Origin of the sequence: Psychrobacillus sp. FSL K6-4046 (genome assembly GCF_038624605.1) — a bacterium.
GTDB lineage: Bacteria > Bacillota > Bacilli > Bacillales_A > Planococcaceae > Psychrobacillus.
Genome location: NZ_CP152020.1, coordinates 1979174 through 2005325 on the forward strand (window position 1 = coordinate 1979174; position 26152 = coordinate 2005325).

Annotated in this window: 24 protein-coding genes and 2 pseudogenes; 7 read left to right on the forward strand and 19 right to left on the reverse strand. The window is 37.4% G+C overall.

Features of this window, described 5'->3' with window-relative positions; genetic code table 11:
* Positions 1-307 precede the first annotated feature (307 nt).
* Positions 308-3523 carry a BTAD domain-containing putative transcriptional regulator gene (locus MKY09_RS09790; protein ID WP_342566594.1) on the reverse strand — a complete coding sequence of 1072 codons (3216 nt, stop codon included), beginning with the start codon at positions 3521-3523 and terminating at the stop codon, positions 308-310.
* Between the two features lie 116 nt (positions 3524-3639).
* Between MKY09_RS09790 and MKY09_RS09795 the strand changes: the two genes are divergently transcribed.
* Together MKY09_RS09795 and MKY09_RS09800 are read left to right on the forward strand one after the other, a co-directional pair.
* A complete protein-coding gene (locus tag MKY09_RS09795) occupies positions 3640-4182 on the forward strand; it encodes a GNAT family N-acetyltransferase (protein WP_342560741.1) in 543 nt (180 codons plus the stop codon).
* A 66-nt stretch (positions 4183-4248) separates the two neighbouring features.
* The gene (locus tag MKY09_RS09800) at positions 4249-5064 is read left to right on the forward strand and encodes a VanW family protein (protein ID WP_342566595.1); all 816 of its coding nucleotides are present in this window, start codon (positions 4249-4251) and stop codon (positions 5062-5064) included.
* A 611-nt stretch (positions 5065-5675) separates the two neighbouring features.
* Here the strand turns inward: MKY09_RS09800 and MKY09_RS09805 are convergent.
* The 4 genes from MKY09_RS09805 to MKY09_RS09820 form a co-directional block, all read right to left on the reverse strand.
* Positions 5676-6086, reverse strand: a complete 411-nt coding sequence (locus MKY09_RS09805) for a GNAT family N-acetyltransferase (protein WP_342566596.1) — start codon at positions 6084-6086, stop codon at positions 5676-5678.
* 13 nt (positions 6087-6099) lie between these two features.
* On the reverse strand, positions 6100-7140 hold the full coding sequence (locus MKY09_RS09810; RefSeq protein ID WP_342566597.1) for a serine hydrolase domain-containing protein: 1041 nt from the start codon (positions 7138-7140) through the stop codon (positions 6100-6102).
* 285 nt (positions 7141-7425) lie between these two features.
* Positions 7426-10134, reverse strand: a complete 2709-nt coding sequence (gene acnA, locus MKY09_RS09815; RefSeq protein ID WP_298473179.1) for an aconitate hydratase AcnA — start codon at positions 10132-10134, stop codon at positions 7426-7428.
* A 116-nt stretch (positions 10135-10250) separates the two neighbouring features.
* The gene (locus MKY09_RS09820; protein ID WP_342566598.1) at positions 10251-10754 is read right to left on the reverse strand and encodes a DinB family protein; all 504 of its coding nucleotides are present in this window, start codon (positions 10752-10754) and stop codon (positions 10251-10253) included.
* 517 nt (positions 10755-11271) lie between these two features.
* Between MKY09_RS09820 and MKY09_RS09825 the strand changes: the two genes are divergently transcribed.
* Positions 11272-11520 carry a GlsB/YeaQ/YmgE family stress response membrane protein gene (locus MKY09_RS09825; protein WP_340883575.1) on the forward strand — a complete coding sequence of 83 codons (249 nt, stop codon included), beginning with the start codon at positions 11272-11274 and terminating at the stop codon, positions 11518-11520.
* 227 nt (positions 11521-11747) lie between these two features.
* Here MKY09_RS09825 and MKY09_RS09830 read toward each other — a convergent pair whose 3' ends face one another.
* The 4 genes from MKY09_RS09830 to MKY09_RS09845 form a co-directional block, all read right to left on the reverse strand.
* A complete protein-coding gene (locus MKY09_RS09830) occupies positions 11748-12335 on the reverse strand; it encodes an SCO family protein (RefSeq protein WP_251553157.1) in 588 nt (195 codons plus the stop codon).
* 93 nt (positions 12336-12428) lie between these two features.
* Complete coding sequence (locus MKY09_RS09835) at positions 12429-12557, reverse strand: YvrJ family protein (protein ID WP_169359197.1); 129 nt, start codon at positions 12555-12557, stop codon at positions 12429-12431.
* A 167-nt stretch (positions 12558-12724) separates the two neighbouring features.
* Positions 12725-12937, reverse strand: coding sequence for a DUF2922 domain-containing protein (locus MKY09_RS09840; protein WP_169359198.1), 213 nt, complete (start codon positions 12935-12937; stop codon positions 12725-12727).
* An 18-nt stretch (positions 12938-12955) separates the two neighbouring features.
* The gene (locus MKY09_RS09845; protein WP_169359199.1) at positions 12956-13171 is read right to left on the reverse strand and encodes a DUF1659 domain-containing protein; all 216 of its coding nucleotides are present in this window, start codon (positions 13169-13171) and stop codon (positions 12956-12958) included.
* Between the two features lie 134 nt (positions 13172-13305).
* On the opposite strand from MKY09_RS09845, the gene MKY09_RS09850 reads away from it, so the two are divergent.
* Positions 13306-13749, forward strand: coding sequence for a DUF2621 domain-containing protein (locus MKY09_RS09850; RefSeq protein WP_169359200.1), 444 nt, complete (start codon positions 13306-13308; stop codon positions 13747-13749).
* A 15-nt stretch (positions 13750-13764) separates the two neighbouring features.
* Here MKY09_RS09850 and MKY09_RS09855 read toward each other — a convergent pair whose 3' ends face one another.
* The 5 genes from MKY09_RS09855 to MKY09_RS09875 form a co-directional block, all read right to left on the reverse strand.
* Positions 13765-14250 carry a cytochrome c biogenesis protein CcdC gene (locus MKY09_RS09855; protein WP_169359201.1) on the reverse strand — a complete coding sequence of 162 codons (486 nt, stop codon included), beginning with the start codon at positions 14248-14250 and terminating at the stop codon, positions 13765-13767.
* Positions 14251-14290: 40 nt separating this feature from the next.
* Complete coding sequence (locus MKY09_RS09860; protein ID WP_169359202.1) at positions 14291-14656, reverse strand: response regulator; 366 nt, start codon at positions 14654-14656, stop codon at positions 14291-14293.
* 16 nt (positions 14657-14672) lie between these two features.
* Complete coding sequence (locus MKY09_RS09865) at positions 14673-15383, reverse strand: cytochrome c biogenesis protein CcdA (protein WP_169359203.1); 711 nt, start codon at positions 15381-15383, stop codon at positions 14673-14675.
* Positions 15384-15473: 90 nt separating this feature from the next.
* Positions 15474-17258, reverse strand: a complete 1785-nt coding sequence (locus tag MKY09_RS09870) for an ABC transporter ATP-binding protein (protein WP_342566599.1) — start codon at positions 17256-17258, stop codon at positions 15474-15476.
* Positions 17258-19012, reverse strand: a complete 1755-nt coding sequence (locus MKY09_RS09875; protein ID WP_298473195.1) for an ABC transporter transmembrane domain-containing protein — start codon at positions 19010-19012, stop codon at positions 17258-17260. Before MKY09_RS09875 ends, MKY09_RS09870 begins: the two co-directional genes overlap by 1 nt.
* Positions 19013-19611: 599 nt before the next feature.
* On the opposite strand from MKY09_RS09875, the gene MKY09_RS09880 reads away from it, so the two are divergent.
* A complete protein-coding gene (locus MKY09_RS09880) occupies positions 19612-20358 on the forward strand; it encodes a glucose 1-dehydrogenase (protein WP_298469952.1) in 747 nt (248 codons plus the stop codon).
* 182 nt (positions 20359-20540) lie between these two features.
* Here the strand turns inward: MKY09_RS09880 and MKY09_RS09885 are convergent.
* The 4 genes and pseudogenes from MKY09_RS09885 to MKY09_RS09900 all read right to left on the reverse strand — a co-directional run.
* A pseudogene (locus MKY09_RS09885) lies at positions 20541-20876 on the reverse strand (GNAT family N-acetyltransferase); the annotation flags it as partial.
* Between the two features lie 18 nt (positions 20877-20894).
* Positions 20895-21050 (reverse strand): hypothetical protein, encoded by a 156-nt coding sequence (locus MKY09_RS09890; RefSeq protein ID WP_342566600.1) that lies wholly within the window; start codon positions 21048-21050, stop codon positions 20895-20897.
* Positions 21051-21081: 31 nt separating this feature from the next.
* Positions 21082-21480 (reverse strand): VOC family protein, encoded by a 399-nt coding sequence (locus tag MKY09_RS09895; RefSeq protein WP_169359208.1) that lies wholly within the window; start codon positions 21478-21480, stop codon positions 21082-21084.
* A gap of 78 nt (positions 21481-21558) precedes the next feature.
* On the reverse strand, positions 21559-21990 hold the full coding sequence (locus tag MKY09_RS09900) for a GNAT family N-acetyltransferase (protein WP_298469953.1): 432 nt from the start codon (positions 21988-21990) through the stop codon (positions 21559-21561).
* 614 nt (positions 21991-22604) lie between these two features.
* Between MKY09_RS09900 and MKY09_RS09905 the strand changes: the two genes are divergently transcribed.
* Complete coding sequence (locus tag MKY09_RS09905) at positions 22605-23039, forward strand: GNAT family N-acetyltransferase (RefSeq protein ID WP_342566601.1); 435 nt, start codon at positions 22605-22607, stop codon at positions 23037-23039.
* A gap of 139 nt (positions 23040-23178) precedes the next feature.
* On the opposite strand, the gene MKY09_RS09910 is transcribed toward MKY09_RS09905, so the two are convergent.
* Positions 23179-24345: an MFS transporter gene (locus MKY09_RS09910; protein ID WP_342566602.1), complete on the reverse strand. Its 1167-nt coding sequence runs from the start codon at positions 24343-24345 to the stop codon at positions 23179-23181.
* Between the two features lie 178 nt (positions 24346-24523).
* Between MKY09_RS09910 and MKY09_RS09915 the strand changes: the two are divergent.
* Positions 24524-26091: pseudogene (locus MKY09_RS09915) on the forward strand (IS3 family transposase).
* Positions 26092-26152 lie beyond the last annotated feature (61 nt).

A 26152-nucleotide genomic window follows, 5' to 3' on the forward strand; every position in this document is an offset into this window, starting at 1 on the left:
GTAAGCGCTCTCATGCTTCGTTTTAACTGTACAAAATCGGAGTTACAAATAAGTTGCAAAATTCTTGGCTAGGGCAATCATGTAAAATTAAAAAAGCTTCGAAAATTTTACTGTACGTAAATTTTCGAAGCCTTTTTTATGTTTTATTCGTTAGCAGATAATTCATGGTCGATAATTTCATTTATTTTTGTCTTGCCTATTGCACCATTGCTAAAGCTATTCGATTCGCGCCAGTAAACCTGTCTAAAATGAATGCCATTGTGTTAATAAAATTAGTAAAGCTCAAAAATATTTATATCCTTAAAATTTACCCATAATTGATAATCATCTCATACATTTGAATAGTCGTTTGCATAGGTTCTACGTGAAGCTCCTCGTGCAAAGTCGCTACACAGCGCTCATACCATTTAACTGCCTGCGTTCTATTTTGAAGCTGATAATAAGCAAACATGAGCAAACGATAGGCCTCTTCCCACGTATGATCTAAGTGGATAAGCTTCTGGGACCAATAAATTGTTTTCTCAAAGTCCTTCAAACGTGTACTCGTTTGCGCTAATCTTTCTAATACCAATATATACTGTTGTTCTGTTTTCTCCCGTTCATGGGAAATCCACTCAATCGCTGGCTTTCCTTCTAATAGGCTGCCATTATAAAGTCTCACTGCCTTCAATAGGTGCTCTAATGCTAAGGAAGCATCTTTTTCAAGCATACCAAGTGTAGCGTAATCATTGAAAGTTTCTAAATCACTTCTCACCACTGACTCTGGGTTTAGCCTATACATCGATTGCTTTCGGATTATAAAATATGATTCTCCCCTAGCTTCCCTACTTGGTTCGATCACTTTAAGCAATGCGTTTAAAATAACCTTAAAATCTCGATCAGATGATTTTTCATCGGCGTTTTCTTTCCATAAGCTTCTTATTAATTCTTCCTTAGGTACAAAACGACTTTTATTCAAATATAAATAAGTAAGAAGTTCCTTCGATTTTTCCCTTTTCCACTTTCTTTCCTCTACTTCATGAATTCCCATATATAACGTAAAGGAGCCTAAAAGTTGAAGTCTTAAAGAATATCCAGGATAGGCAATCTCCTCTCGTACAACTAATTTTTCTCTCAGCGTTTGTAAAAAAGTATCTTTATTTTTGGTTAGAAGTAAGCCCTTTTTTATAAGGGGAAAATTTATCTGTAAGTCAACTGGACCAAATACTGTTTCTTTCTGTAAAAAGAAAAGAAAATTATTTTCAACACATATTTTTGCGAATGTAACCATGGAACTTATAAATAACTCATTCATTTGAAGGTCAGCATAAATACGAGAAAGCCAATAATTACTGGCCATTTCTCCGTATATATCTCCGTTTTCATAAAATAATGTTGCTGCCTCCTGACACCGTGCTTCTGCCTTATCTAAATCTTCATTTTCATAATAAACAATGGACAGACCAAGCATTATATATGCAGATAACCAATAATCATTACTTCTGATTGTTTCACGTAATCCCATTTCCCCATAACTAATAGCTTCCTGAAATTTTCCTTGCCGGGACTTTAAAATGGAAAGTCCCAAGTAAGGCTCAGCTTTAGCTCTCGAAACATTCAAATCCTCCATACGTTGAACAGCTTTTAAATAAAGTGCTTCAGGAGTATGAAGGTCAAATGGATTATGTAATATTTCCGCATGACCTTTTCTAATCCATCCCACCGCTTCCACAAAGCCTGATTTTTCCTTAATGCCAGTTTCAATTCCTTTGTTAGCTGCTTTTTTCGCTTTTTCGGTGTCCCCTGTCAATGAGTAAATGAACGAGAGCAGTAAGGCAGTTTCACGATGAGAATCCGGTATTGCTAGTTCATCCTCTAGTCTCATCTCTAAAACTCGTATAGCATCATTTAACATTCCAGTTCTTAAATATATTCGGGCATCCAAGTTACCATTTCTTAAAATAAATGGATCTAACTTTTCCCTTGTTACCCACTCACTGGCATCTTTCGACCTGCCTAAATTAACTAAATTCTCCGCATGGAGTCTTTTTAGGGAATTCTGCTCGTCATTTGATATTTCTTTGCTATCATTTGCCCATTTAATAGCTTCCTCTAAAAATGATTTTGCTAATGCTGGTTGAATCGTATCTAGATAAATATGGGCAATCCCTGCATTAGCTCTGCTCATGTAAAGAATATTCTGCTTTGCCTGAGCCATTGCTAGGCACTTTTCATATGATTTCCTCGCTTTTTCATAAAACGCTCGATATCGATGACATTCCCCCTCAAAATAATAGAGTTCATAAAAATGTTCTCTTGTAGAAGGAGATAAATGATCCTTCATCAACTCCAGCAGCCAATCGAATTGACCAGCCAAAATCATGGAATTGGCGTTCGGAATAATCATCTCGGCTAAAAATTGTTCGTTTTTACATTTTACGGCGTGATATATAGCTTGGACGACGTTATTTTTCTCTTTAAAAAAACTAGCGACTTCTTTATGTGTTTCATAAAAACCAATAGAATTCGTATGGAGCCACTTATCTTCTAAAAATTGTTGAAACAAAGCGTGAAACCTATAAGTATTGGAATCACTTAACTTTTGGATAAAAGAATGACTAGAGGTTAATATCTCAAACTGAGCAAATTCTTCCTTACCAAAGAATTCATCTATTTCTTCAGCAGAAAAGACAGGAAATATACTGAAATTCAATAAAGAAAGCTGATCTTTTGGTGACATATTAGAAAATACTTCTTCAGAAAGATAGGAAAACAAATCATTAAGCGCAAATTTAGTAAGATCTGCTATCGTTTTCTGAGACTCTACTAATTGAACAGCAATCAATTGGATGGCAATCGCCCATCCCTCCGTTAGCTTTAAAATATTCTCTGCTTCCACGTTAGTAATCGACTTTTCATGATAATCTTCAAAGAACACTTGAATTTCTTCCTCGCTAAACATAAAATCCTGTTCTTTTAGCTCAACTAGTTGACCGTTTAACTTAAGCTTGAGCAACACAGTCCACTTCGGTCGAATCCGAGAAGCTATAACGAGATTAATAGAAGGAGGTAGAAATTCTATTATTTTTTCGATTACATAATTTATATGGAATACATGGTCAACTAAATGATAATCATCTAAGACAATCGTAAAAGGGGTATTAATCATGGCTAGTTCGTTACAAAATAGAGAATACCACCTAGTCAACTCTGTCTCCTTTGGGTAAATGAAATGAATATTGTCTTCTAGTAGACTACTCCCGAACGTTGGAACCACTCTTCGTATGCTATGCACTAGATAACGGAGAAAAGGAAGAATATTATCGTCCTCCTCGGATATTGAGTACCATGAAAACGCTTCCTTTGTGTCGTAGAAATATTGAGCAAGCGCAGAGCTTTTTCCAAATCCTGCACCACTATGTAAAAGACAAACCTTTTTATCTGCTTTACTTTTTAACTTTTTAATTAGAGAGGACCTTCTCATGTAATTAGAAGAAGGAATCGGTGATGTGAGCTTAGATACTAATATTGTTGGTTGTTCCATCGAATCCCCCCTAAAGAAACCGTTTATTTAAACATATCCTAACATAAAATTTAATTGAATAGATAGATAATTACAGTTATGCTAAAATATATGAATTTTAGAAAAGGGGTTATGAAATGAGTTTTCCAATATTAAAGACAGAGAGATTAAATTTAATAGAAATAAATGAAGAGCATGTGGCTAGCATTTACTCCATTTTTTCCAATGAAGAAGTCATTCAATATTACGGAATGTCCCCATTAACTAGCATCGACCAAGCAGCAACAATGGTAAAATCCTTTGGGAATGGGTATGAGCAAAAAAGATCCATGCGTTGGGGAATCGTTTGGAGAGAAACAGGAGAATTAATCGGTACAGTAGGGTTAAATAACCTATCCTTAAATAGCAAAAGAACAGAAATCGGCTATGATTTATTGCCCGCCCATTGGAGAAAAGGAATTGTGACGGAAGCTGTAGAAGCCGTGATTGATTATTGCTTTAATGAATTAAAACTTTTTCGTATAGGGGCTGTAACCTTCCCTCAAAATGAAGCATCATTCGCCTTACTCTTAAAAATGGGCTTTGAAAAAGAAGGTGTCTTAAAAGGTTATCTATATCAAGATACCGAATCACATGACGCTTTTATTTTTTCTATTACCCAGCCTGAATGGAAGAAATAAGTAAGAAACTTATATTAGCTTTTTCATGATAAAAACTTCAAGTAAAAAGCAGGGAGGAAAATAAAATTGAGATTATCTGAATTCCATCCAATTTTCTATCACCTACGTATTCAACAGAAAAGATTAGTCAGGTCGATAATCAATTTACAAGATGTGCAAAAGCTAGCTACCAGCAAGTTACTGTCAACCACATTTCCATACACCTGCAAAAAACACCAATCATTGTTGAGAAGGACATTAGGTGAAAGCGACCCTCAATTGCAAGAAAACAAAATAACAAACTTGAAGATTGCTTCTAGTAAAATAGATGGAATCATTATCAAACCTGGTGAGATTGTTTCCTTTTGGAAGCTTGTTGGAAAAGCTACAAAAGCAAAAGGCTATATTGAAGGCATGCAGCTCTCCAGAGGAGAGGTGAAGAAGGGCATTGGCGGTGGGATATGTCAGCTTGCAAACCTCTTATATTGGATGGTGCTACACACACCTCTTAATGTTATAGAAAGACATCATCATAGTTTTGATCCTTTTCCTGACTCGGGGCGTACGCTTCCTTTTGGCAGTGGAGCCAGTGTCTTTTACAATTATGTTGATTTACGATTTTATAATCCGACACCTAACTCATTTCAAATAAAGGTTTGGGTAACTGATAAACACTTGAAGGGTGCCATTTTCGCTAAAGAAGAAATGCCCTATTCCTATCATATCGATGAAAGAAATCATCAATTTTTAAAACAAAACGGGAAAAACTTTCGTCAAAACGAGATTTGGAGAAAGACTATCGATAAAAGAACAGGTCAAATGATAAAAGAAGAGTTGCTAATCCATAACTTTTCGGAAGTGAAGTACCCTATACCAGATTTAGCTCATGTAGAGAATTGTTAAAGAATAAGGCTATGATCCAAAGAAATCTTAGATCAGAGAGTAGAATTGATTTTTCGCCCCAGCCGGACGCTTTCCTCGGGGTGAGCGATAAGCCATCACAATCACTTACGCGCGTGGTTGTGATGTCTTATCTGTCTCACTCATCCCGTAGGAGTCGCCGTCTGGCGCTCCAATCAATAAATAGGAACCTCTTTGATGCATCGATAAATTGCTTATAAATTTACTCGCTTAAATAAAGCCGAAAAACTGTCACCAACCCCAATTTCATCTTCTATTTATGTTCTTAATAGCCATTTAAAGTTCAATTGTTTATGTTTACAGTCACTATAAAAAAGAATTGTTAGTCAAAATCAACCAAAAATTTTAACAAAGCTAAGAATAAATAAATCTTAAACACAGTTGTTTAATGAAATCGACAATAGGAAAGATAAGCTTTGTACCATATAGTTTCATATATTTTTACTCTAGGTGGAAGCTTTTGGGTGTGTTATGATCTGTTATCAGCTTAACTCCTTCGCTAGAGCTACCACCTACATCTACAAACCTATATTTAAACGAAATGTTTATTCATAGTTGGGAGTTAACCAGGCAAAAATGTTGAAGTGCTGCTCTTATTGAAATATCCATTCGTTATACTCGCCTCTTTTTTTCTGTAGCTGCCAATCCGTTTTTAAAAAGTAATTGTTAAATTCAGAAGCAACTGGGCAGAGAGCATTAATAGGTACAGCCTTTATAAAAAGTAACATTTTTTTTAAAATCCCTTTTCCACGATGCTCATTGCTTATAGCAAATTGATAAAGCGAGATAGTATTAGTTGTTTTCTTTGGATAAAACCGCATTGCTCCAACTATTTCACCATCTACTACGGCTACAACCATTTGATTTCTTCTAATGGCTGCTTGTATGCCAAGAGGACACAAAAACTCAGCTGAGTAAAGCTCGCTGCTAATAGGATTTAAATGCTCTATAAAAAAGGAATTTACTTTATGTATTTCAGTTGGTGAAGCCATTATTATCCTCATTCGTTGCCCTCCCTTAAGAATTAATCCATACTTGATATATTTCACCGATGATACCATCTAACTGATGAACACCGAGATCAGCGTTAGTCATGATCACAGCACCTTTGTTTAAATATGGAAACGCCACCATCATACTTTGATAGCCTACACCCCACCCAAGTGATGTAATTTCTAGCTCATTCCCTACTTTATCAAGAAACACGCTAAGTCCAGACCATTCTTTTCCTCCTTGGGGAGTAATCAATTCTTTAGCAACCGTTGAAGAAATGCCTGTTATGCTTTCTCCTTTTAGCGCATTCATTAGTTCTTGGACTAGCTTTGCAATATCTTTAGATGTAGACCATAATCCTGAAGCAGCTGAGTATGGATAGATCGTATATTTACCCTCCACAACGTCTCCGTGCTTGCTGTGACCACATGAAAAGTTTTCCTTACATATACTAGACGAACTAATAACATATTTACTATTTTCCATATTTAATGGTCGAAAAATGAATTTATCCATTACTTGAGGAAATGGCTCTTTTAAAACGTCTTCTATAATTTGCTGAATGATACAATATCCTGCATCTGAATAATGAAATTCACTTCCAGGTTCATATGTAACATTTATAGGGTAAGCAGTGTAATGACTTTCTCCTTCCAAAAGTTTGATCATTGATGGGGCACTATAATTTGGATTTAACTCTGTAAAACTATTTACAGGGTCTTTAATACCCGACTGATGGCTTAGTAAGTTTCGTAGTGTCACCGCTTTTAGTTTTGTAAATTTATTTTCGGGTAAATGCCAACTTACAAGTTTCTTATTTATATCTTCATCTAGGTTAATTTTCCCTAATTCGGTGAGCTTCATGACTAGCATTCCAGTTAAAAACTTGCTTAACGAACAAGCGTTAAAAAGAGTATCTTCTTTAACATTTTTCTCACACCCCTTTTCTATGGAGCCTTCATTGACACCCTCACTTATTTGCCCTTGATCAATAAATGTAATGCTTATACCAGGTACCTTATAAAATTTCATTCGCTCTGCCAGTTCAAAACCCTCTATTATCATAAAATCCCCCCATTATTTAGATACTAACACGAATATATGTTCTTATAAAGAATATTTTGTTAATTCATGCAAGAAAAGCGCAGGCACCTACGTCTGCCCCGACAGGCAAATGGGGAAAAGCGAAGAGGCAGTTCCTCAGCCACCGGAGCTTTTATCCATTTGACCCCGAGGGGCAAGGTGAGGTAACTAGACATCAATTTATCCACAGGTTCAGAATTTTATAATTTCCTAAACAACAAAAAAAGAACCTAAATCATTTAAGATTTAGGTCCTTTAATCTATTTATTAAGCTTCTAGCATTTTGTTACGTAATACCATTTGAAGGATACCACCATGACGGTAGTAATCTACCTCAACCTCTGAATCGAAACGAGCAAGCACGTTGAATTCTTTTACAGAACCATCTTCAGCTTTAGCTGTTACTTTCAGAATATCACGAGGTTTAACTCCTTCAGCAATGTTAATGCTGATTTCCTCTTTACCAGTCAATCCTAAAGTTTCAGCATTTTCTCCTGGTAAGAAGTTAAGTGGTAGAACACCCATCATTACAAGATTTGAACGGTGAATACGCTCAAAGCTTTCTGTAATAACAGCTTTAATACCTAAAAGATTTGTTCCTTTTGCTGCCCAGTCACGAGATGATCCCATCCCGTAATCTTTTCCGCCGATTACTACTAAACCAGTACCTTCTTCTTGGTACTTCATAGCAGCATCATAGATAGACATGATTTCGCCCGTTGGCCAGTAAGTAGTGTATCCACCTTCTGTACCAGGAGCAATTTGGTTACGGATACGGATATTAGCGAATGTACCACGCATCATTACTTCATGGTTACCACGACGTGAACCGTATGAGTTGAAATCACGAATTTCTACTCCATTCTCACGCAAGTATTTACCTGCTGGTGTATCTTTACCGATAGCACCTGCTGGAGAGATATGGTCAGTTGTAATAGAGTCACCGAATTTCGCAACTACGCGAAGTCCAGCAAGCGTTTCAATTGAACCTGGCTCCTTAGATAATCCTTGGAAGAATGGTGGGTTTTGAATATAAGTTGATTTGTCATCAAATGAATACAATGATTCAGTTGAAGTTTCAATAGCATTCCAAGCTTCGTTTTCATCAAATACGCGTGCATATTCTTTTTGGAATAGCTCACGAGTAACTACTTTAGAAAGCACTTGGTTAACTTCTTCAGTTGAAGGCCAAATATCAGCAAAGTATACTTCGTTACCATCTGCGTCTTTACCAAATGAATCTTTTTGAAGATCGATGTCAACAGTACCTGCAAGAGCATAAGCCACTACTAATGGTGGTGAAGCTAAGTAGTTAGCTTTTACTAATGGATGTACACGACCTTCAAAGTTACGGTTACCAGAAAGAACAGAAGTTACGAAAAGATCTTCGTCAATGATTGCTTTCTCGATTTCTGGTAATAATGGACCAGAGTTACCGATACATGTTGTACAGCCGTATCCAACTGTGTTAAATCCGATTTCATCAAGGAATTTGTCTAGTCCTGAATCTTGTAAATAACCAGTAACAACCTTAGAACCTGGTGCTAATGAAGTTTTTACGTAAGCAGGAACTTTCAATCCTTTTTCTACTGCTTTTTTCGCAACTAAACCAGCTGCAAGCATTACATATGGGTTAGATGTGTTTGTACAAGAAGTGATTGCAGCAATAGCTACAGCACCAGTTGGCATAACAACATCTCTGTCTTCAAATTTAACAGTTGCAGATTTATCAAATTCTTTCTCTGATAATCCGAAGCCTTGTGTACCTTGAGGAGCTACTACGCTTTCACGGTAACGAGATTTCATATCAGTAAGAGGAATTAAATCTTGTGGACGTTTTGGTCCTGAAAGGTTAGCTTGGATATCTCCAAGGTCAATTTCAATTACATCTGTATAAACAGGCTCTAGAGCTGGATCAAAGAACATGTCATTTGCTTTTAGGTAAGCTTCAACTACTTCGATATGCTCTTCTTCACGGCCAGTTAGACGCAAGTATTCAAGAGATTCTTCATCAATTGCGAAGTACCCACATGTTGCACCATATTCTGGAGCCATATTAGCGATTGTTGCACGGTCAGCAAGTGGTAATTTAGATACACCAGGACCAAAGAACTCAACAAATTTACCAACAACACCGCGTTGACGAAGTACTTGAGTAACTTTAAGCGCTAAGTCAGTTGCAGTAGTTCCGTTTGGAAGATCTCCTACTAATTTTACCCCGATAACTTCTGGGATTGGGAAATAAGAAGGTTGACCAAGCATTCCTGCTTCAGCTTCGATACCACCTACACCCCATCCAAGTACACCAAGACCATTGATCATTGTTGTATGTGAATCAGTACCTACTACTGAATCTGGGAATGTTTCTAGTGTTCCGTCAGCACTTTCGTTCACATGAACGATTGGTGCTAAGTACTCTAGGTTAACTTGGTGAACGATACCAGTTGCTGGAGGTACAGCACGGAAGTTATCGTATGAAGTTTGTGCCCATTTCAAGAAATTGTAGCGTTCTGCATTACGTTCAAACTCAAGATCCATGTTTGCTTGTAAAGCTGATGCCGTACCGTATTTATCTACTTGTACGGAGTGGTCGATAACAAGGTCAACTGGAATAGCAGGGTTGATTTTATCTGGATTTCCGCCCATTTCGTTCATCGCAGAACGTAATGCTGCTAAATCAACTACTACTGGTACTCCTGTGAAATCTTGTAGGACAACTCGAGAAGGCTTAAATGGAACCTCTGCTTCTGGATCCGCATCTTTACCCCATTTTGCTAATTGTTCAACGTGCTCATCTTTAATTACATATCCATCATGTTGACGTAACACAGACTCTAGTAATACTTTAATTGAGTATGGTAGACGTGATACGTTTGCAATTCCTGCTTCTTCTAAAGCAGCTAAACGATAATAAGTATATTCTTTTCCATTTAGCGTGAAAGAAGTACGGCTATTGTGTAAGCTATCTTTTGCCATTTGTATTCCTCCTAATATCTATTGAAAAGACTCTATTCAAGTAACTTTTCTCCACCATTAATCATAACTTAACTCTAGCGATAAGTAAATTACATTAAAATTATTATAAGTAATAATTAATTCTTATGACCTTTTATCTTTTTAATAGTTTTCTCTAATTGCTTTAAATGTCTTTTTTCATGTAAACCAACGAATGGAAACCACTGTACAAGTGGTACCCTGCCGAATAAAGGATGCTTTAGTGACTTATCTTGAAAAACTTGATAATCATTATTAGCATATACTTTTAATAATTCCATTCTAGCTGCATGTAATTGACTTTTCATCACCTCTTTTGTCTCGTAATCTGGCTTCGGCACGGTATACTTTGGCGCCTTAACTTTGATCAAACGAAGGGTCGAAACCTGAATCGGCTTTTTTTTCGCATGCGGACTATTAGGATCAGCTAACTCCGACTTAATCCCTTTTACAATCGTATTCTCCATTTTAACCAAATGTTCCATAATCTCTTTTGGTGACCAAGAGTTTTGATCAGGTTTTCGATTGAACTCCTCCTCGCTTAATGAATCTACAAGTCTAAAAAGCTCTGCACGTATTGTATTGTTTTTTTCAAGAAACATTATTTACCTCCACTACACTATGTTTTGTTTATATCTATTCTTATACCCACTATACAACCTTGCAATCTAATTTCTTTTCTCTCTTTATACTTCACTTATTTTACTTCTGATATCTATGTACTTTTCAAAAGTTGAATTAATTGTTTCCCTTTCGTATGATCGGACACGCTTGGTATTGGTATGCGATTAAGGCAATCACCATGGAAACACTATTATTTGGTTTTTATTAGAATGGCCTGTTAATCGTTTTCTGTTCCATAGTTGAGTCCTTTTATAGAAGTCGGTAACCGATTATCCTAGTGTTTTTCATTATACTCTTTGAAACTATATTGAGAAATATGATTATGTTATTTTAGCTTGTGTGTTTCTAAGTATGTTACTCAAGAAGTAAATCATGAATTTTACGGGAAAATAAAGACGGAATATTTAAATTAAAAAGCAAGAGGTTTAACGTCTTCTCATGTTGGCTATACAAAGAGTGTAATCGAATAATAATTATTTGAGGAGATGAAAGTAAATGGGACTAATTTTATACTTAATAATCGGTGGAATCATCGGTTGGCTAGCAGGACTAATTCTTGGTAAGGATATCCCTGGTGGAATTATAGGAAACATTGTAGCTGGTATCATCGGTGCTTGGATCGGTGGAATGATTTTCCCTGATATGGGACCAGTAATTTGGGACATGGCAATTATTCCAGCTTTAATCGGTGCTATTATCCTAGTTGCTATTTTAAGTTTAATCTTGAAAAGTATGCGTAAATAATTTTAATGAAGTTAACACTGATTTAAAAAATTATTTCTAAAAAAAGAGACTGCCCCAACCTTTGATTAATATCAAAAATTGGAGGCAGCCTCTTTTTTTGTGAATTTAAAACCTAAGGAAGGTTAAAATAGTTTGATTGGAACTTGAGCAGAAAGGTCACTCTAATTAGTCCATAAAAAAACCTATTAAAAACTCCAAGGAATCTTTAATAGGTTTTAAGTATGAATTTATTTACCTTCTTCAATCAATGTTTCCATGTCAATTACAATTTCTTCTTTAGGTACGTCTTCGAATCCGGTGTAATTTTTAACTGCAACACCGTTTTGATCGATCAAATAAAAACGAGATCCGTGAATTACTTGGTCATCATTTGGATTATTTCGAACGAGTGCTTTAAACGATTGCTCGGCAAATTGGGAGATATATTCCTGAGAATAACCAGTTAAAAGCTCCCAGTTACTTTGATCAGGCACTTCAAACATGTCCAAGTATTCTTGTAAAACTTCCGGCGTATCCACCTCAGGGTCTACACTGAATCCCACAATTTTATAATCCTCTATACCTTTATCCTTTAGCATTCCTTGTATTTCTGCAAGATTAAAGGTCATTGGCGGACAAATTGTTTCACAATTCGTAAAGATAAAAGTAGCCAACCAAACCGTTCCCTTTAAATCCTCTAAAGAAGTTTCTTCGCCTCGTTGATTGTCAAACTCAAATTCTTCTATTTCCCAGTTTGTTTGGGCTTTAAAGTCACTGCTTCCACAACCTGCTAGTACCAATAAGCTTATCATTATAATACCCAATATTTTTTTCATTGTATGACTCCTTTATAACATCCTAGCCTAATCTTAACCAATGTGGATATTGCGTTCAACTACTCTGTCTTTTAGATTTCAACAGTTTTGTGTCTATACATTGCTCAAGGATAACAGTGCATTTTTAATTTCTTCAAGCTTGCTCTCTACTCTGTGCATTAAATAGAATGACACAAAAATAGGAAAGCCTACATCTTGAATAACTGAAAGCCACTGGTCCATAGGGATAACCTCCTTTTCATCTTCTCCAAAAGTACAAGCGACTATAACACTATTTACTAGAAGATCCAAGCCATTTTTCAAACATGCTCTCTGCTATTTTTCCAATCTCCGGTTCAAAATTGAAAAGGTATTAAGAGCTGTTCTCTCTTAATACCCCCCTAACCATGTTAGATTATAGAATTGACATTACGTTCCACAACTTTAGCACCTTTAATACCGCTTAGACTAAAGCTATCTACATGAAAAGTGTTGCTGTTAATGAGTGATTGCATCCCTGCTTCTATTTCCTCACGAGTTAGATTTTCGCGAGGCTCGTCTACTGATAAGGTCAATTCCTTTCCATTATCTGTTTCAAATTGAAGTTGTAATGTTTTAGCCATGTTTTACCCTCCCTATTTTTAGTTTAAATTAGATGTTTGTACTTTCTCTGCTATGATAAATGGACTTGCGGATAAGCCTGAGAGAATTATTACCGCAGCTTCTAATTGGTCTGCAGTAGCACTAGCTTTTACATTTCGATACGTTTTTGACTTTGTTTTTAACTTACCATTTTCACCCATACCAGCTTCAAAAGTAATTCTTAATACGGAATGCTTGTGTTCTAAATTAGCCATCTGAATCACCTCCCTTCACTCTCTATATAGAAAGTTTTTACTCGAAAGGATACATTCCTGATGAAAAATTATTTCAAACACCTTATACTAATAGATAGAAGAATGAGGTGAAGAGATTGTTAGAAGGATGGTTTATGTGGTTTATACTTTTTTGGGTTGTTGTCTTAGTGTCTTTGATGGGAATAGGCGGATTTTTCATGTTCCGAAAGTTCCTCAAATCGATGCCTAAAAGAGATGGTAAATCTGATCTCGACTGGGAAGAATATTATGTAGATAAAACGATACACCTATGGAACGATGAACAAAAAGCTTTGTTAAATGAGCTAGTTACTCCAGTACCTGATTTATTCAGACCTGTTGCAAAACAAAAAATAGCTGGGAAAATTGGAGAAATTGCTTTAAAAGAAAATGCCAAGGCTATCACACAGGAACTGTTGATACGTGGCTATATCATCGCTACTCCTAAAAGAGATCATAAGTTTTTACGTAAGAAACTCAAGGAAATGGAAGTAGATGTTTCACCATTTGAAAAGTATTTTGCTTTGTCAGAGGATCGAAAAAAAACGAGCACCCCTTAAAAAGGATGCTCGTTTTTATATTGGCTGTTTTTGCATTTTCTTAAACTGTATGAACATTGCAATTCTCCAAGGGACAATCATCCCAAATGCTAAAATCCAAAACATTCCACTTAATGCTCCCACATCGATTGTAGAGCTAAGAACAATCTTGCCAACTAAACGAATGATTAAAAGCCCGATTAATATGAAGATGAATGCTTTTGACTGTTTCAGATAGATTTCTCCATCCTTATGCTCAAACTTAGACGTCCATATCAGAACGATAGAAAATAACATTCCGATTAACAAAGCTTCACCTATTTGCGCTAGCGTTACTCGAAAGAAGGGAAACACAAACATTAATGCCCCGGTTGACATAAACAAAGGGGGTAATAATATTTTTTTAGCACTTGCTGGTTTTTTTGCTGATTTTGCCCGTAAGGTTGTTACTAGAATTCCCATACCTAGCGCAATGACTGTTGAGACAATGATCATAACATTGGCCGGAATATTTTCTAACATTGGTATTCCCCATATCTTTTAGTTTCTTCATCTTATAGATTTAATATATGTCTGTTACATTGCGTAACACATTGATGAGTTGGTCCGGATCAAACGGTTTAGTGATGAAATCCTTTGCTCCGTATTCCAACGCATCGACAATAAGCTTTTGCTGCCCAAGTGCAGTAATCATTACTATCCTGGCTTCTGGAAATTCAGCAATAATATGCTTTACTGCTTCGAGTCCCGTCATCGTTGGCATAGTAACATCCATTGTGACTACATCTGGTTTTAACTTTCTATATTGCTCGATAGCCTCAAGCCCATTAGCGGCTTCGCCCACTATCTCAAATGGATGATCATCTAGCATTCGTTTAATCGTTGTACGCATGAATACTGCGTCATCCACTACTAAAACTGTCGGCATATCGTTGCCTCCTTATTTAAAATCCAGTAAAGTCTCCAAAAATAGGGCTTAATATACGAATTATATAAGTTAATCCGTCGAAAAACAATAGAATCCCTAAAGCAATCATAATATAGCCACCGACTTTAACAATCAGATTACTATTTTTACGAATCCAGTTCAATCTAGTGATAAAGAAGGACAGAACAAAGAATGGGATTGCAAAGCCTAGAACATATGCAAGCATATACCAGACGCCTGAACCAGGATTAGATCCAGCTAGTAATAATACAGACGCTAGAATCGGACCGGTACAAGGTTGCCAGCCTGCTGCAAAAGCCATACCTATCAAAAAAGTCCCTAAGTATCCAGATGGTCTGTTTTTAAAATGTAATTTTTTTTCTTTCATTAAAAATTCCGGTTTAAAAACTCCAACGACTATTAATCCAAATACAACGATAAAAATTGCACCAACTTGACGGATTAAGTCATCATACTGGATAAAAAATGTACCAATTAACGATGTGGCAAATCCTAATGCGATAAATATAGCAGAGAAACCAAGCAAGAAAAATAATGTATGTAGCATGCCTCTTTTTTGCATTAGCTTTTTATCTGTTTTAATTTCTTCTAGTGACATACCAGTTATATAGGATAAAAATGCAGGATACAACGGTAAAGTGCATGGGGAAATAAAGCTTAAAAACCCAGCACCGAACGCCAGTAGTAAGTTAAGATCTGTACTCACGGCAGTCTTCCTTTCCAAATTACTGTTCCTATCGTATCAAATTTCCTTAACTTTTACCCTATTAAAGCTTGTGACAGCTTTTTGAATTTTTTATGCTATATCCTCGACTACCCCATTTTGAAGCAGGTACATTTTGTGATATAGACCTTTCTCATTCAATAATTGCTGATGTGTGCCTCTTTCTACTATTTCCCCATGGTGAAGAACGAGGATCAATTCTGCATCTTGAATTGTACTTAGACGATGCGCAATAGCAATAGTCGTTCTTCCTTTACGCATTTTTTCTAAGCTGCTTTGGATGGCAACCTCAGTCTCAGTATCGATATTTGCAGTTGCTTCATCTAAAACAAGGATTTTAGGATTCGTTGCGATAGTTCTTGCAAACGCTATTAGCTGTCTTTGACCACTCGAGAACGTAGACCCTCTTTCCGACACTTTCTGCTTATATCCATTTGGTAATTTTTCTATAAACTTATCGGCTTGCACGAATTCAGCTGCTTCTCTCACTTCTTCGTCAGTCAAATCGTGACCGTGAAGTCTTATGTTGCTCTCAATATCCCCATAAAAAAGGAATGGATCTTGTAGCACTAACCCCATCTTGTTTCGAATTTCAGCAGTCTGGAAATCTTTCACAGAGTGCCCGTCAATTTTTATATCTCCATGTTCAAATTCATAGAAACGCATAAGTAGATTTATAATTGAGCTTTTCCCGCTTCCTGTATGGCCTACTAATGCTACTGTTTGGCCTGGCTCAGCAGTAAATGAGATATTCTTTAAGACATCCGTTTTTCCATCATAGGAAAAAGTAACATTTTGAAACTCTATTTTCCCTTTGTCAATCGTAGCTGTTTCCACATTTTTTTGTGTAGGCGCCAAATCACTCTCGTCTAACAGCTTAAATACCCTAGATGCAGCAACAATCGCTAATTGAAAAATCGATAACCTTTGCATCACCTGGTTGATTGGCTCAAAAAATCTATCTATATAAGTAACAAAAGCATAGATCACCCCAACCTCCACGATATTGTCCATGGAAGTGACTCCAAAGTAGCTGAGGAGAATAATAATTGCTAAAGCATATACCATATCGATTGCTGGTCGCAGTAACAGGCTGTCTAGCTTTATATTTCTTCTTCCAGCCTTCCAATGTGATTCGTTGATATCATTGAACTCATCCTGCAACCGATCTTCCTGTCTAAATGCTTGAATCATAGTCATCCCTTGTAAAGACTCTGCCAGCTTTGCATTCAACTGACTTAGTCGTTCTCTCAAGTCCTGGTAAACTACCGAGCTGTATCGACGGTAGGTGATGATAATTACAAACAAAATAGGCAGTAAAATGGTAGTAATTAATGCAAGCTTTACGTTCAGTAAGAACATAGCAATATAGACTCCAATAACTAGGAACCCACTTTGTACAAAGCCTACTAATACACTAACAAACATATCCTTAATTGCTTCGGTATCATTGGTAACCCTAGAGACGATGCTACCTGCAGGAGTCTTATCGAAATAACGTATTCCTAGGCGATGGACTTTCGAAAAGACATCAATACGCATCTGTTGAATGATTTTTAATGCAATCTCTTGGAACTTTAACAACTGGAAGTAACTTACGAGAACATTTCCAATTTGGATAAATATATATCCCAATGCCAGACCAACGAGTGGTCCAGTAGGAAATTCTCTTGGTGTTAAATAATTATCCATAAACGTTTTTATTAAATATGGTCCAAGGATATCTCCAGTAACCGTTAATATTAATAAAAACAATGCAAAAGCAATCATCTTTGTATGTGGTTTTAAGTAGGTCAGCAGTCTTTTAAGAACTAGCCATTGGTCTTTCCCAGTCAGTGTTGGCTGTTTTTCATTCATCAGACATCCCTCCCTTTTTCCACAAGATTCTCTAATTGCTGTAACTGATACATTTCATAATACATCCCTTTTAGTTCCATTAGCTCTTCATGCGTCCCTTTTTCTTTAATAGTACCTTCATCCATCACAATAATTTGATGTGCATGCGCAATGGCACTTAAACGATGGGAAGTAATAATAGTCGTTTCATCTGTACGACTTTTCTTCAATGATTCTAATATTGCTTCCTCTGTTCTCGCATCAACAGCTGAAAGAGAATCATCAAGTATTAGTAATTCTGGCTTCATCATCAAGGCACGTGCAATTGAAATACGTTGCTTCTGTCCACCTGATAACGATACTCCCCGCTCTCCTACTATCGTGTTATAGCCGTCCGTAAATTGAAGGATATCTTCGTGGATATTGGCCAATCTTGCTGCTTCATAGATTTCATCCATCGTTGCATCTGCATTTGCGAACGCTATATTACCAGCAACGGTCGTAGAGAATAGGAAGTGATCTTGAGGAACATAACCAATCGCCTCTCTCAAAGCTCTCTTCTTATAGGCAACTATGGAATGGTCGCCATACATAATAGTACCGCGATACCCCTCAAACTCTCTCATTAACAATTTTAAAATTGCTGTTTTCCCAGAGCCAGTCTTCCCTACAATTCCTAAAGTTTCTCCTTGCTTTAGGGTAAATTGGATATTGTGCAAAGCAACACGATCGTCACCAGTAAATTTGAAATCTTCAATATTAAATTGAATATCACCTTTAGGCTTATGATCCAATGCTCCTGCATGGTCATCGATTTCAATTTCTTCCTCTAATATATTTCTTATCCGATCATAGGAAGCTCTTCCACGCTCTACAATATTAAATAGATAGCCAAATGCTAGCATCGGCCAAACTAGTAATCCTAAATAGGAAGTAAAAGCAAATAGGTCTCCAATACTCATCTCATCAGCTAATATAAAACGTGTTCCAAACACAATAGACAAGAAGAAACACATTCCCACGACTAAAGAAATCGTTGGGTCAAATAGAGAATCTACCTTGGCTACATGCATATTTTTAGCGACAACTTCTTTTGATAGATTAACAAAATCGTCTGTGTCTTCTTTCTCTTGACCGAATGTTTTAATGACTTTTACCCCGGAAATACTTTCTTGAGCTTTATCATTTAAACTAGAAAAAGCCTCCTGTGCAAAACGGAAACGTTGGTGGAGCAGCTTTCCATAATAACTAGTAGAAATGGCCATCAATGGTAATGGCAGTAAGGCAATGATTGTCAGCTTCCAGTTAATCGTAATTGCCATTGCAGCTATAACAAAGCCCCCCGTTGCCAAGGAATCCACCAAGGTTAAAACACCTGATCCAGCCGTCTGTTGTACTGCAGACAAATCGTTTGTCGCATGAGCCATAAGATCTCCAACCCGTTTTTTCTGGTAAAAGGAAGGAGCCATTTTGGTGAAATGATTAAATAGTTTTTCTCTCAATAACCTAGCGAGATAAATAGAAGAACCAAAAATCATAATACGCCAGTAATAACGTAGAACATACATCCCTATTGCTGCTAAGGCTAAAATAGTAAGCCATTTAAATAAAAACTCGTTAGTAAGTGTCCCCGCATGAATCTCGTCTACTACTAACCCAATAATCTTTGGTGGAAAAAGCTGCAAAAATGCAACAAATAGAAGCATTAAAACGCCAAATAAATATTGCTTTTTCCTTTGTTTAAAATACCAGCCCAACTCCAAGAATACTTTCACTATATTTCCCCCATATTACAAATTAAGACTTTACTAGTTTAGCAAATGTTTGAACATTACGAAAGATGGAAAAACAAAATAATTCGGAAACAGAAATATTTTATTAGATAATATCAATTGTGTTCGTACAAGAAATTATAACTATGATACATTTAACAAGAAAAGCGCAATCGCCTGTCTCTGCCCCGACAGGCAAATGGGAAAAAGCGAGGAGGCAGTTCCTCAGCCACCGGAGCTTTTATCCATTTGACCCGAGGGGCAAGGCGATGAAGCTAGACATCAAGAAAAGTGCAAGCGCCTATGTCTGCCCCGACAGGCAAATGGAGAAAAGCGAGGAGGCCGTTCCTCAGCCACCGGAGCTTTTATCCATTTGACCCCGAGGGGCAAGGCGATGAAGCTAGACATCAAGAAAAGCATAATCGCCTGTCACTGCCCCGACAGGCAAATGAAGAAAAGCGAGGAGGCAGTTCCTCAGCCACCGGAGCTTTTATCCATTTGACCCGAGGGGCAAGGCGATGGAGCTAGACATCAATTTAACGACAGGTTCACAATTTTATAATTTCCTAAACAATAAAAAAACATAGGAAGGCGGCATTAAAATGTTCGATGACAAGGTAGTAATCATTACTGGAGCAGCTCAGGGTATTGGCAGAGGAGTTGCGCAAGTTTACGCAGAGAACGGTGCTCACGTGATTTTAGCTGATAGCAATGAATCGCTTGGTAGAGAAACGGAGGAGTCTCTTTTACAGCAGGGGTACTCTTGTCTTTTTATAAAAACGGATGTCCGAGTGGAAAAAGACGTTATAAATCTAATGGAACAAACTACTAAAGAATTCGGAACGATTGACATACTGATTAACAATGCAGGGAAATTTCAACCGAGCTCGCCTTACGACTTATCGTTGGATGAGTGGGATGACGTCATTCATACAAATTTACGAAGTGTTTTCCTTTGTAGTCGTGAAGCAGCCAAAATTATGAGAACTAATGAGTACGGTGGCTCCATCGTATCGATGGCTTCTACAAGAGCTTTTATGTCCGAGCCCAACTCCGAGTCCTATGCTGCTACTAAAGGCGGCATTATTTCACTGTCCCATTCCTTAGCAAGTTCATTAGCTAAGGACAATATTACAGTTAATTGTATATCTCCCGGATGGATTGAAACTGGGGATTATAATGACCTCCGGGAGGTAGACCATGCTCAGCATTTCTCGGGTCGTGTAGGAAAACCAAGTGATATCGCTAAGGCCTGTCTATATTTGACGGATCCTTCTAACAACTTTGTAACAGGCACAAATGTAACAATTGACGGCGGCATGACAAAAAAGATGATCTATGAGGCATGAGTCCCTCTTCTAAACTAAGAAAATCCTTTCATTCTTTTATATAAGAGGGTGAAAGGATTTTTATATTTTTTTATATTATTTGAGGATTACACTAGGAACTGACTTCACTATTAATTGTAGGTGCGTTAAGCTACTGATCTGTAAAAGTTATTATGTATAGATTGCTTAGCGCTGATCGGGAATCAAATATGTCCACCTATTAACGTATAATGAACGAACTCTATACTTTCTCCGGCTATGTAAAATTCCTTAGCTTGGACCTTTTGAAATCCGTTTTTCTCTAAAACCTTTTGTGAAGCGATGTTATTAGCTGTGGTTTTAGCATTCACTTGATTAATTTCTTCCCATGAAATGGTTTGTAGCAACACTGCTACTGCTAGACTAGCAATCCCTTTCCCTGTGTGCTCTGCTCCAATTCTGTAGCCCAAATCCGCCTTTTTTTGTTGTTTGTCAATATCTATTAAATTAATACGCCCTATTATAGATTCGGATTCCTTGATGAGAAAAAAATAGGATTCTCCCCTTGCTTGTTCCTCTTACAAAGCAATATTCTTCCTCATAAATATTTCGTGATGATAGTAATCTCCTCCCCTTGAAGGTACGGTCTGTTCAAAATAAGTCCTGTTTTTGGATTCAAAAAGATAGAGCTCTTCTATATCCTCCATCTTTAGCCTTTCAATACTAATGTTCATTTAAAAAATCCCTCTTTCTGAAGACGAGCTATTAATTACTTTGATTCTTATTCAACAACTGTATTCGCTCTTTTTCTTCCTGTTTATCCATGTATTCAAAAAAGCCAATTTGGTTTTCCCATGGATCCATAAAAGTAGCCCATTTGGCCCCAACTTCTTCCCTCGAGTGAATTTCGAAGTATTCTACACAAAGTTCCTTCATCACTCGTTCACGTTCTGCTTCCAAATCCTTCACAGCTAAACGCAATGGACCGCTCCCCTTTGCTGGAACGCCTACTGAAAGTTGAAGCCAACACCCTGAGATTACTTCCCATTCCACAAACCCATCATGTGGAATAAGCTCTGCCTCTCTTTTTAATAACGTTTTATACCATTGAAGACCTTTTTGGAAATCGGATACTCTTATCTGGACCGTCATTTCAAAAAACATTAGCTTTCCTCCGTTATTTAACTTGATTGTATATTGGTTTTTGTCTCCTGCTTCATACGTTTATTATGCTTAGACACACTATCTCGTTTGATGAACAAGGATCTTTTCTTCCCACACACACAAGAACCGCTCTACCCCAGGATACTTTTCACCAAGACTCGAATCAGTAAATCCACATCGCCGATAAAAACCTACCGATTCACAGTCTGTTTCCGCGGTTAATCGATGAAGCCCTAACTCCTGCACGACATAATCTAGCATCCTGCTTCCTAGCTTTTGTTTTCGACTATCTGGGGTAACTGCTATATGCTTTATTTCTGCATGATGTCTCTCTATCATTTCTATTCCTATACATGCAACATAGACGTCATTGGTTTTCCAGCCATAAAGCGTTCTTGTTTCTATTTGTTGATAAGCATTATATTCTTCTATTACTTTGTCCGTTGACGTGGCAAGCTCTAGTAACTTAAAAATATGTATGTCTATTTGGTTTTCTACAATTTCATTCAACTAAATATCTCCCCCTTCCTGTCTATCCATTGCTCTGAAATAATGATAAAAATACTACTATCTTTTACTTTTTTGCATGATTACGAAGCAATTGATCCATGTGAGAATAGGTACGGATAACAGGATAATTAAAGAGCTATTTGTGAGCTTCAAAAATACTTTAGCATCCATTGCATACAAATTAGCCGCAGCTATTCCTAAAAAGCACACATTTACTATACAGCTTGTCAGCATAGCCTTCCGTCGACCCCACCTTTTTAACACAAACAAGGATAAGGAAGTTGAAACTATAAAGGTTATTACTATTATTATCGCGACAATTACATACAGAGCTTTCACCCCCTAGTTTTAATAATTCTTTGTTTATGTGCAAAATACCTTCCTTATCCTCAAAGACTTTCATTGTGTTTAACGCCGTTTAAGTCCAATTTCTCGCAATCCCCAATCAAAACAAGAAAAGCGCAGGCGCCTATCACTACCCCCACATGCAAATGGGGAAGTATTAGTAGGTTTAAAACCTTCTTAAAAACAGCGTTAACTGAAAACTCGAATTGGGAAATAGATTCAATTTATGAAATAATAGATTTATATTAATTTATAAAGGAATGATGATAATGTACATAGAAAAGATTGCATCTGATGCTTCATTACAAGAAGCTTTTGACATCAGAAAAAGTGTGTTTGTTGAAGAGCAGGGTGTTCCTTTAGAGGATGAATTTGACCAATTCGATCGATTGGATGGTCCGTGCCAGCATATTTTAGTGTCTATCGATCATAAAGCAGTAGGCACGGGTCGTATTCGAGCGGTCGATGGAGTAGGAAAGCTAGAACGCATCTGCATTTTAGAGCCATTCCGTAAACTCGGATTAGGAAAAGTCATTATCCATTCCCTAGAGGAAATAGCGAAGGATATGAGTCTTTCTAAGGTTAAGCTTCACGGTCAAACGCACGCCGAGGGCTTCTACGCGAAACTTGGTTATCACACAGCCTCCGATCCTTTCATGGAGGATGGTATTCCCCACCTTTTAATGACCAAACAGTTAAATTAATTAGCTATGTTAAAGGTAAAGGTTGATTTTAAATACACATAAAAAATGAGCTAGGATATTTCCTCCTGGCTCATTTTGCTTTGATATTGATTTTTTATTAAGCACCTCGTTAGTTCAACAAAAAGACTTTATTCGGAGGTCATGTATCTGAAACAGCTGATGCCTTTTTTGTTTCTTTGACTTTTTGGGTACTAAGGACAAAACTAAGAACTGCTGCAATGCTACAAACATACGGAAGGAAAGAGTATCCCCATTTAGAAATGACAAAACCACCAATCATTGAGCCAAGGGTAATACCAATATACAAAGCGGTATTATTCCACGCCATGACAATTCCTCGTTCGTTTGAATATTCAACCGCTAATCTTGCTTGGTATGAAGTAAATCCTGCATACCCAACTAAAGCCCATAAGAACAAGAAGAAATAGATCCAATCATCTGATGTGAAGAATATACCTAAACAAACAAATATTAGAGTCAAGAACATGAGCGTAACTTTCGATATATTCCTTTCTCCAAAGTTATCTGTTAATTGTCCACTTATAAGACTTCCTAAAACAGCTCCGATACCATAAAAAGTTATAGCTAATGCGATTTCTGTTGATGAGAATCTATTTTCAGAATAAAGAGAAGCTCCTAAGTAAACATAAAGAGCATACATTGAAATCGCCCAAAAGGTTGTAACACTTACCGAACCAAGTATTCTTAGCAAATTTCCTTCTAATAGATTCCTTGTTAAATAGATTCTAGGAACATATTTCCAGGTGTTGAAATTTACTACTGCCAATATAGCTCCTATAACAGCCATTATAACAAATACTGAACGCCAACCGAGAAAATGCTCTAATAACATACCGAATGGAGCTCCTGCCCAAAGAGCTGTTAAGTGTCCTGAAACAACAATCGAAAGCCATGTCCCTGTCCGATTTGGTGGTGCAGTATCTCCAATGATTGCGTAAATCAAAGGAGTAATTGAAGCAACAGATAAACCAGCTAAAACACGACTAACAATTAACCAAAAAAATGAAGGAGCAAAAGCAGTTAGTATGTTAGAAATGACGAACAACAATAAGCCAAATGTAATTAATGGTCTCCGTCCATTTTTATCTGAAAGCCATCCAAAGAAAGGAGCGGAAAAAGCATATGTGACTGCAAAAACTGTTACCATCCATCCAGTCATCGCTGAACTAACATTATAGGCTTCCGAAATGAACGGTAGTAAAGGAGATACTACAAATAAGTCAATACCCATTAAAAACAATGTTATCCAACCAACACTTAAACCTACCTTCCCACTAAACTCCATTACATCCCCCATTTATAATTATTGTTACATGTATATTCTTTAAAGCTATAAAAAGGACCTCTTGTTCAACTAAACCGCTGCGTTAGCTTAAGTGTAACATTCACCCCCTCTGTTAGGATAGAAGTCGTACGAGGCTAACGTGATATGATTAAGTAAAATACACGGAGGTCGATCGTTAATGACAAAACAAAATGGAACACGTTACACACAAGAACGAAAAGCAGAAATTTTGAAGCGTATGATGCCACCTAACAACGAAGCGGTTTCGCAAATTTCCAAAGCGGAAGGTATTTCAGAAGTGACGCTATATAAGTGGCGAAAGCAAGCTCGCGTAGCTGGAACTGCAACGCCAGGTAATGGACAAACAAGCGACAAATGGAACAGTCAAGATAAGTTTTTTATCGTGATGGAAACATTTGCGATGAATGAACTGGAGCTTGCGGAGTATTGCCGTAAAAAGGGTTTGTATCTGGAACAGATTGAAGCATGGAAGAGTGTTTGCCTTCAGGCAAATGGGCAAGCATTTGATCAGTCCAAGCAGTTGAATGTTCAACTAAAAGAAGAACAGAAACGTGCAAAAGCATTAGAAAAAGATTTACAAAAGAAGGAGAAAGCGTTGGCGGAAGCTGCGGCATTACTACTTCTAAGAAAAAAGGCCCAAGCGATTTGGGGGGACGACGAGGACGAATGATTGACCCGGCAAATCGCACACTAGCCGTGAAATTAATACAAGAAGCCAATCAAAATGGTGCACGAATAGCGAAGGCTTGTCAGGAGCTACACATCAACGTACGTACGTATGAGCGTTGGGTATCCGATGGCGGAGTGAAAGTCGATCAGCGACCACTTACAAAACGTCCCGTACCGAAAAATAAATTATCACCAGAAGAAAGAGACGAAATTATCACCGTTGTGAAACAAGCAGATTACGCGGATTTACCACCAACACAAATCGTTCCGAAGCTCGCAGATAAAGGTACTTATATTGCATCTGAATCCACCTTTTATCGTGTATTAAAAGAAGAAAAGATGCAAAATCATCGGGGACGTAGTGGTAAGCCACAGCGAAGAATCCCAGAAAGCCATCTTGCGACGGCTCCCAATCAAGTGTGGACATGGGATATTACCTGGTTGGGTGGACCCGTGAAAGGTTTATTTTATCGACTCTATTTGATTCTAGATTTGTTTAGTAGAAAAGCAGTCGGCTGGGAAGTATGGGAAACAGAAGAATCCAAACATGCGGAAGCACTCGTGAAAAAAGCAGTGATCAGTGAAAAAATTCAAGGAACGCCACTTGTTCTACATTCGGACAATGGTAGCCCGATGAAAGCTGCGACATTCCTAGTGTTACTCGAGAAACTGGGCATTCAAAGTTCCTTTTCAAGACCACGTGTGAGTAATGATAATCCGTATTCAGAAGCGATGTTTCGGACGCTAAAATATCGACCTGATTTCCCGCATAAAGGCTTTGAAACACTCGAAAAAGCAAGACAATGGGCGCAAAAGTTTGTCCATTGGTACAATGAGGTTCACTTACACAGTGGGCTCAATTACGTAACGCCAGTACAGTGCCATACGGGAGCACATTTGGCGATATTAGAAAGGCGAAAAGATGTGTACGAAGTTGCGAAAGAGAAGCATCCTGAGCGATGGGCTCGGAAAACGAGAAACTGGGCACCACATGAACAAGTAGCGCTTAATCCCATGCGGGATGAGGCTAAAAAAGAAGTATTAGTTAAACCGTAATCCCCCGTTACCCTGTTGGTTGGAATGGAAAGAACGCTCTTCCTTTCCATTCCAATCAACA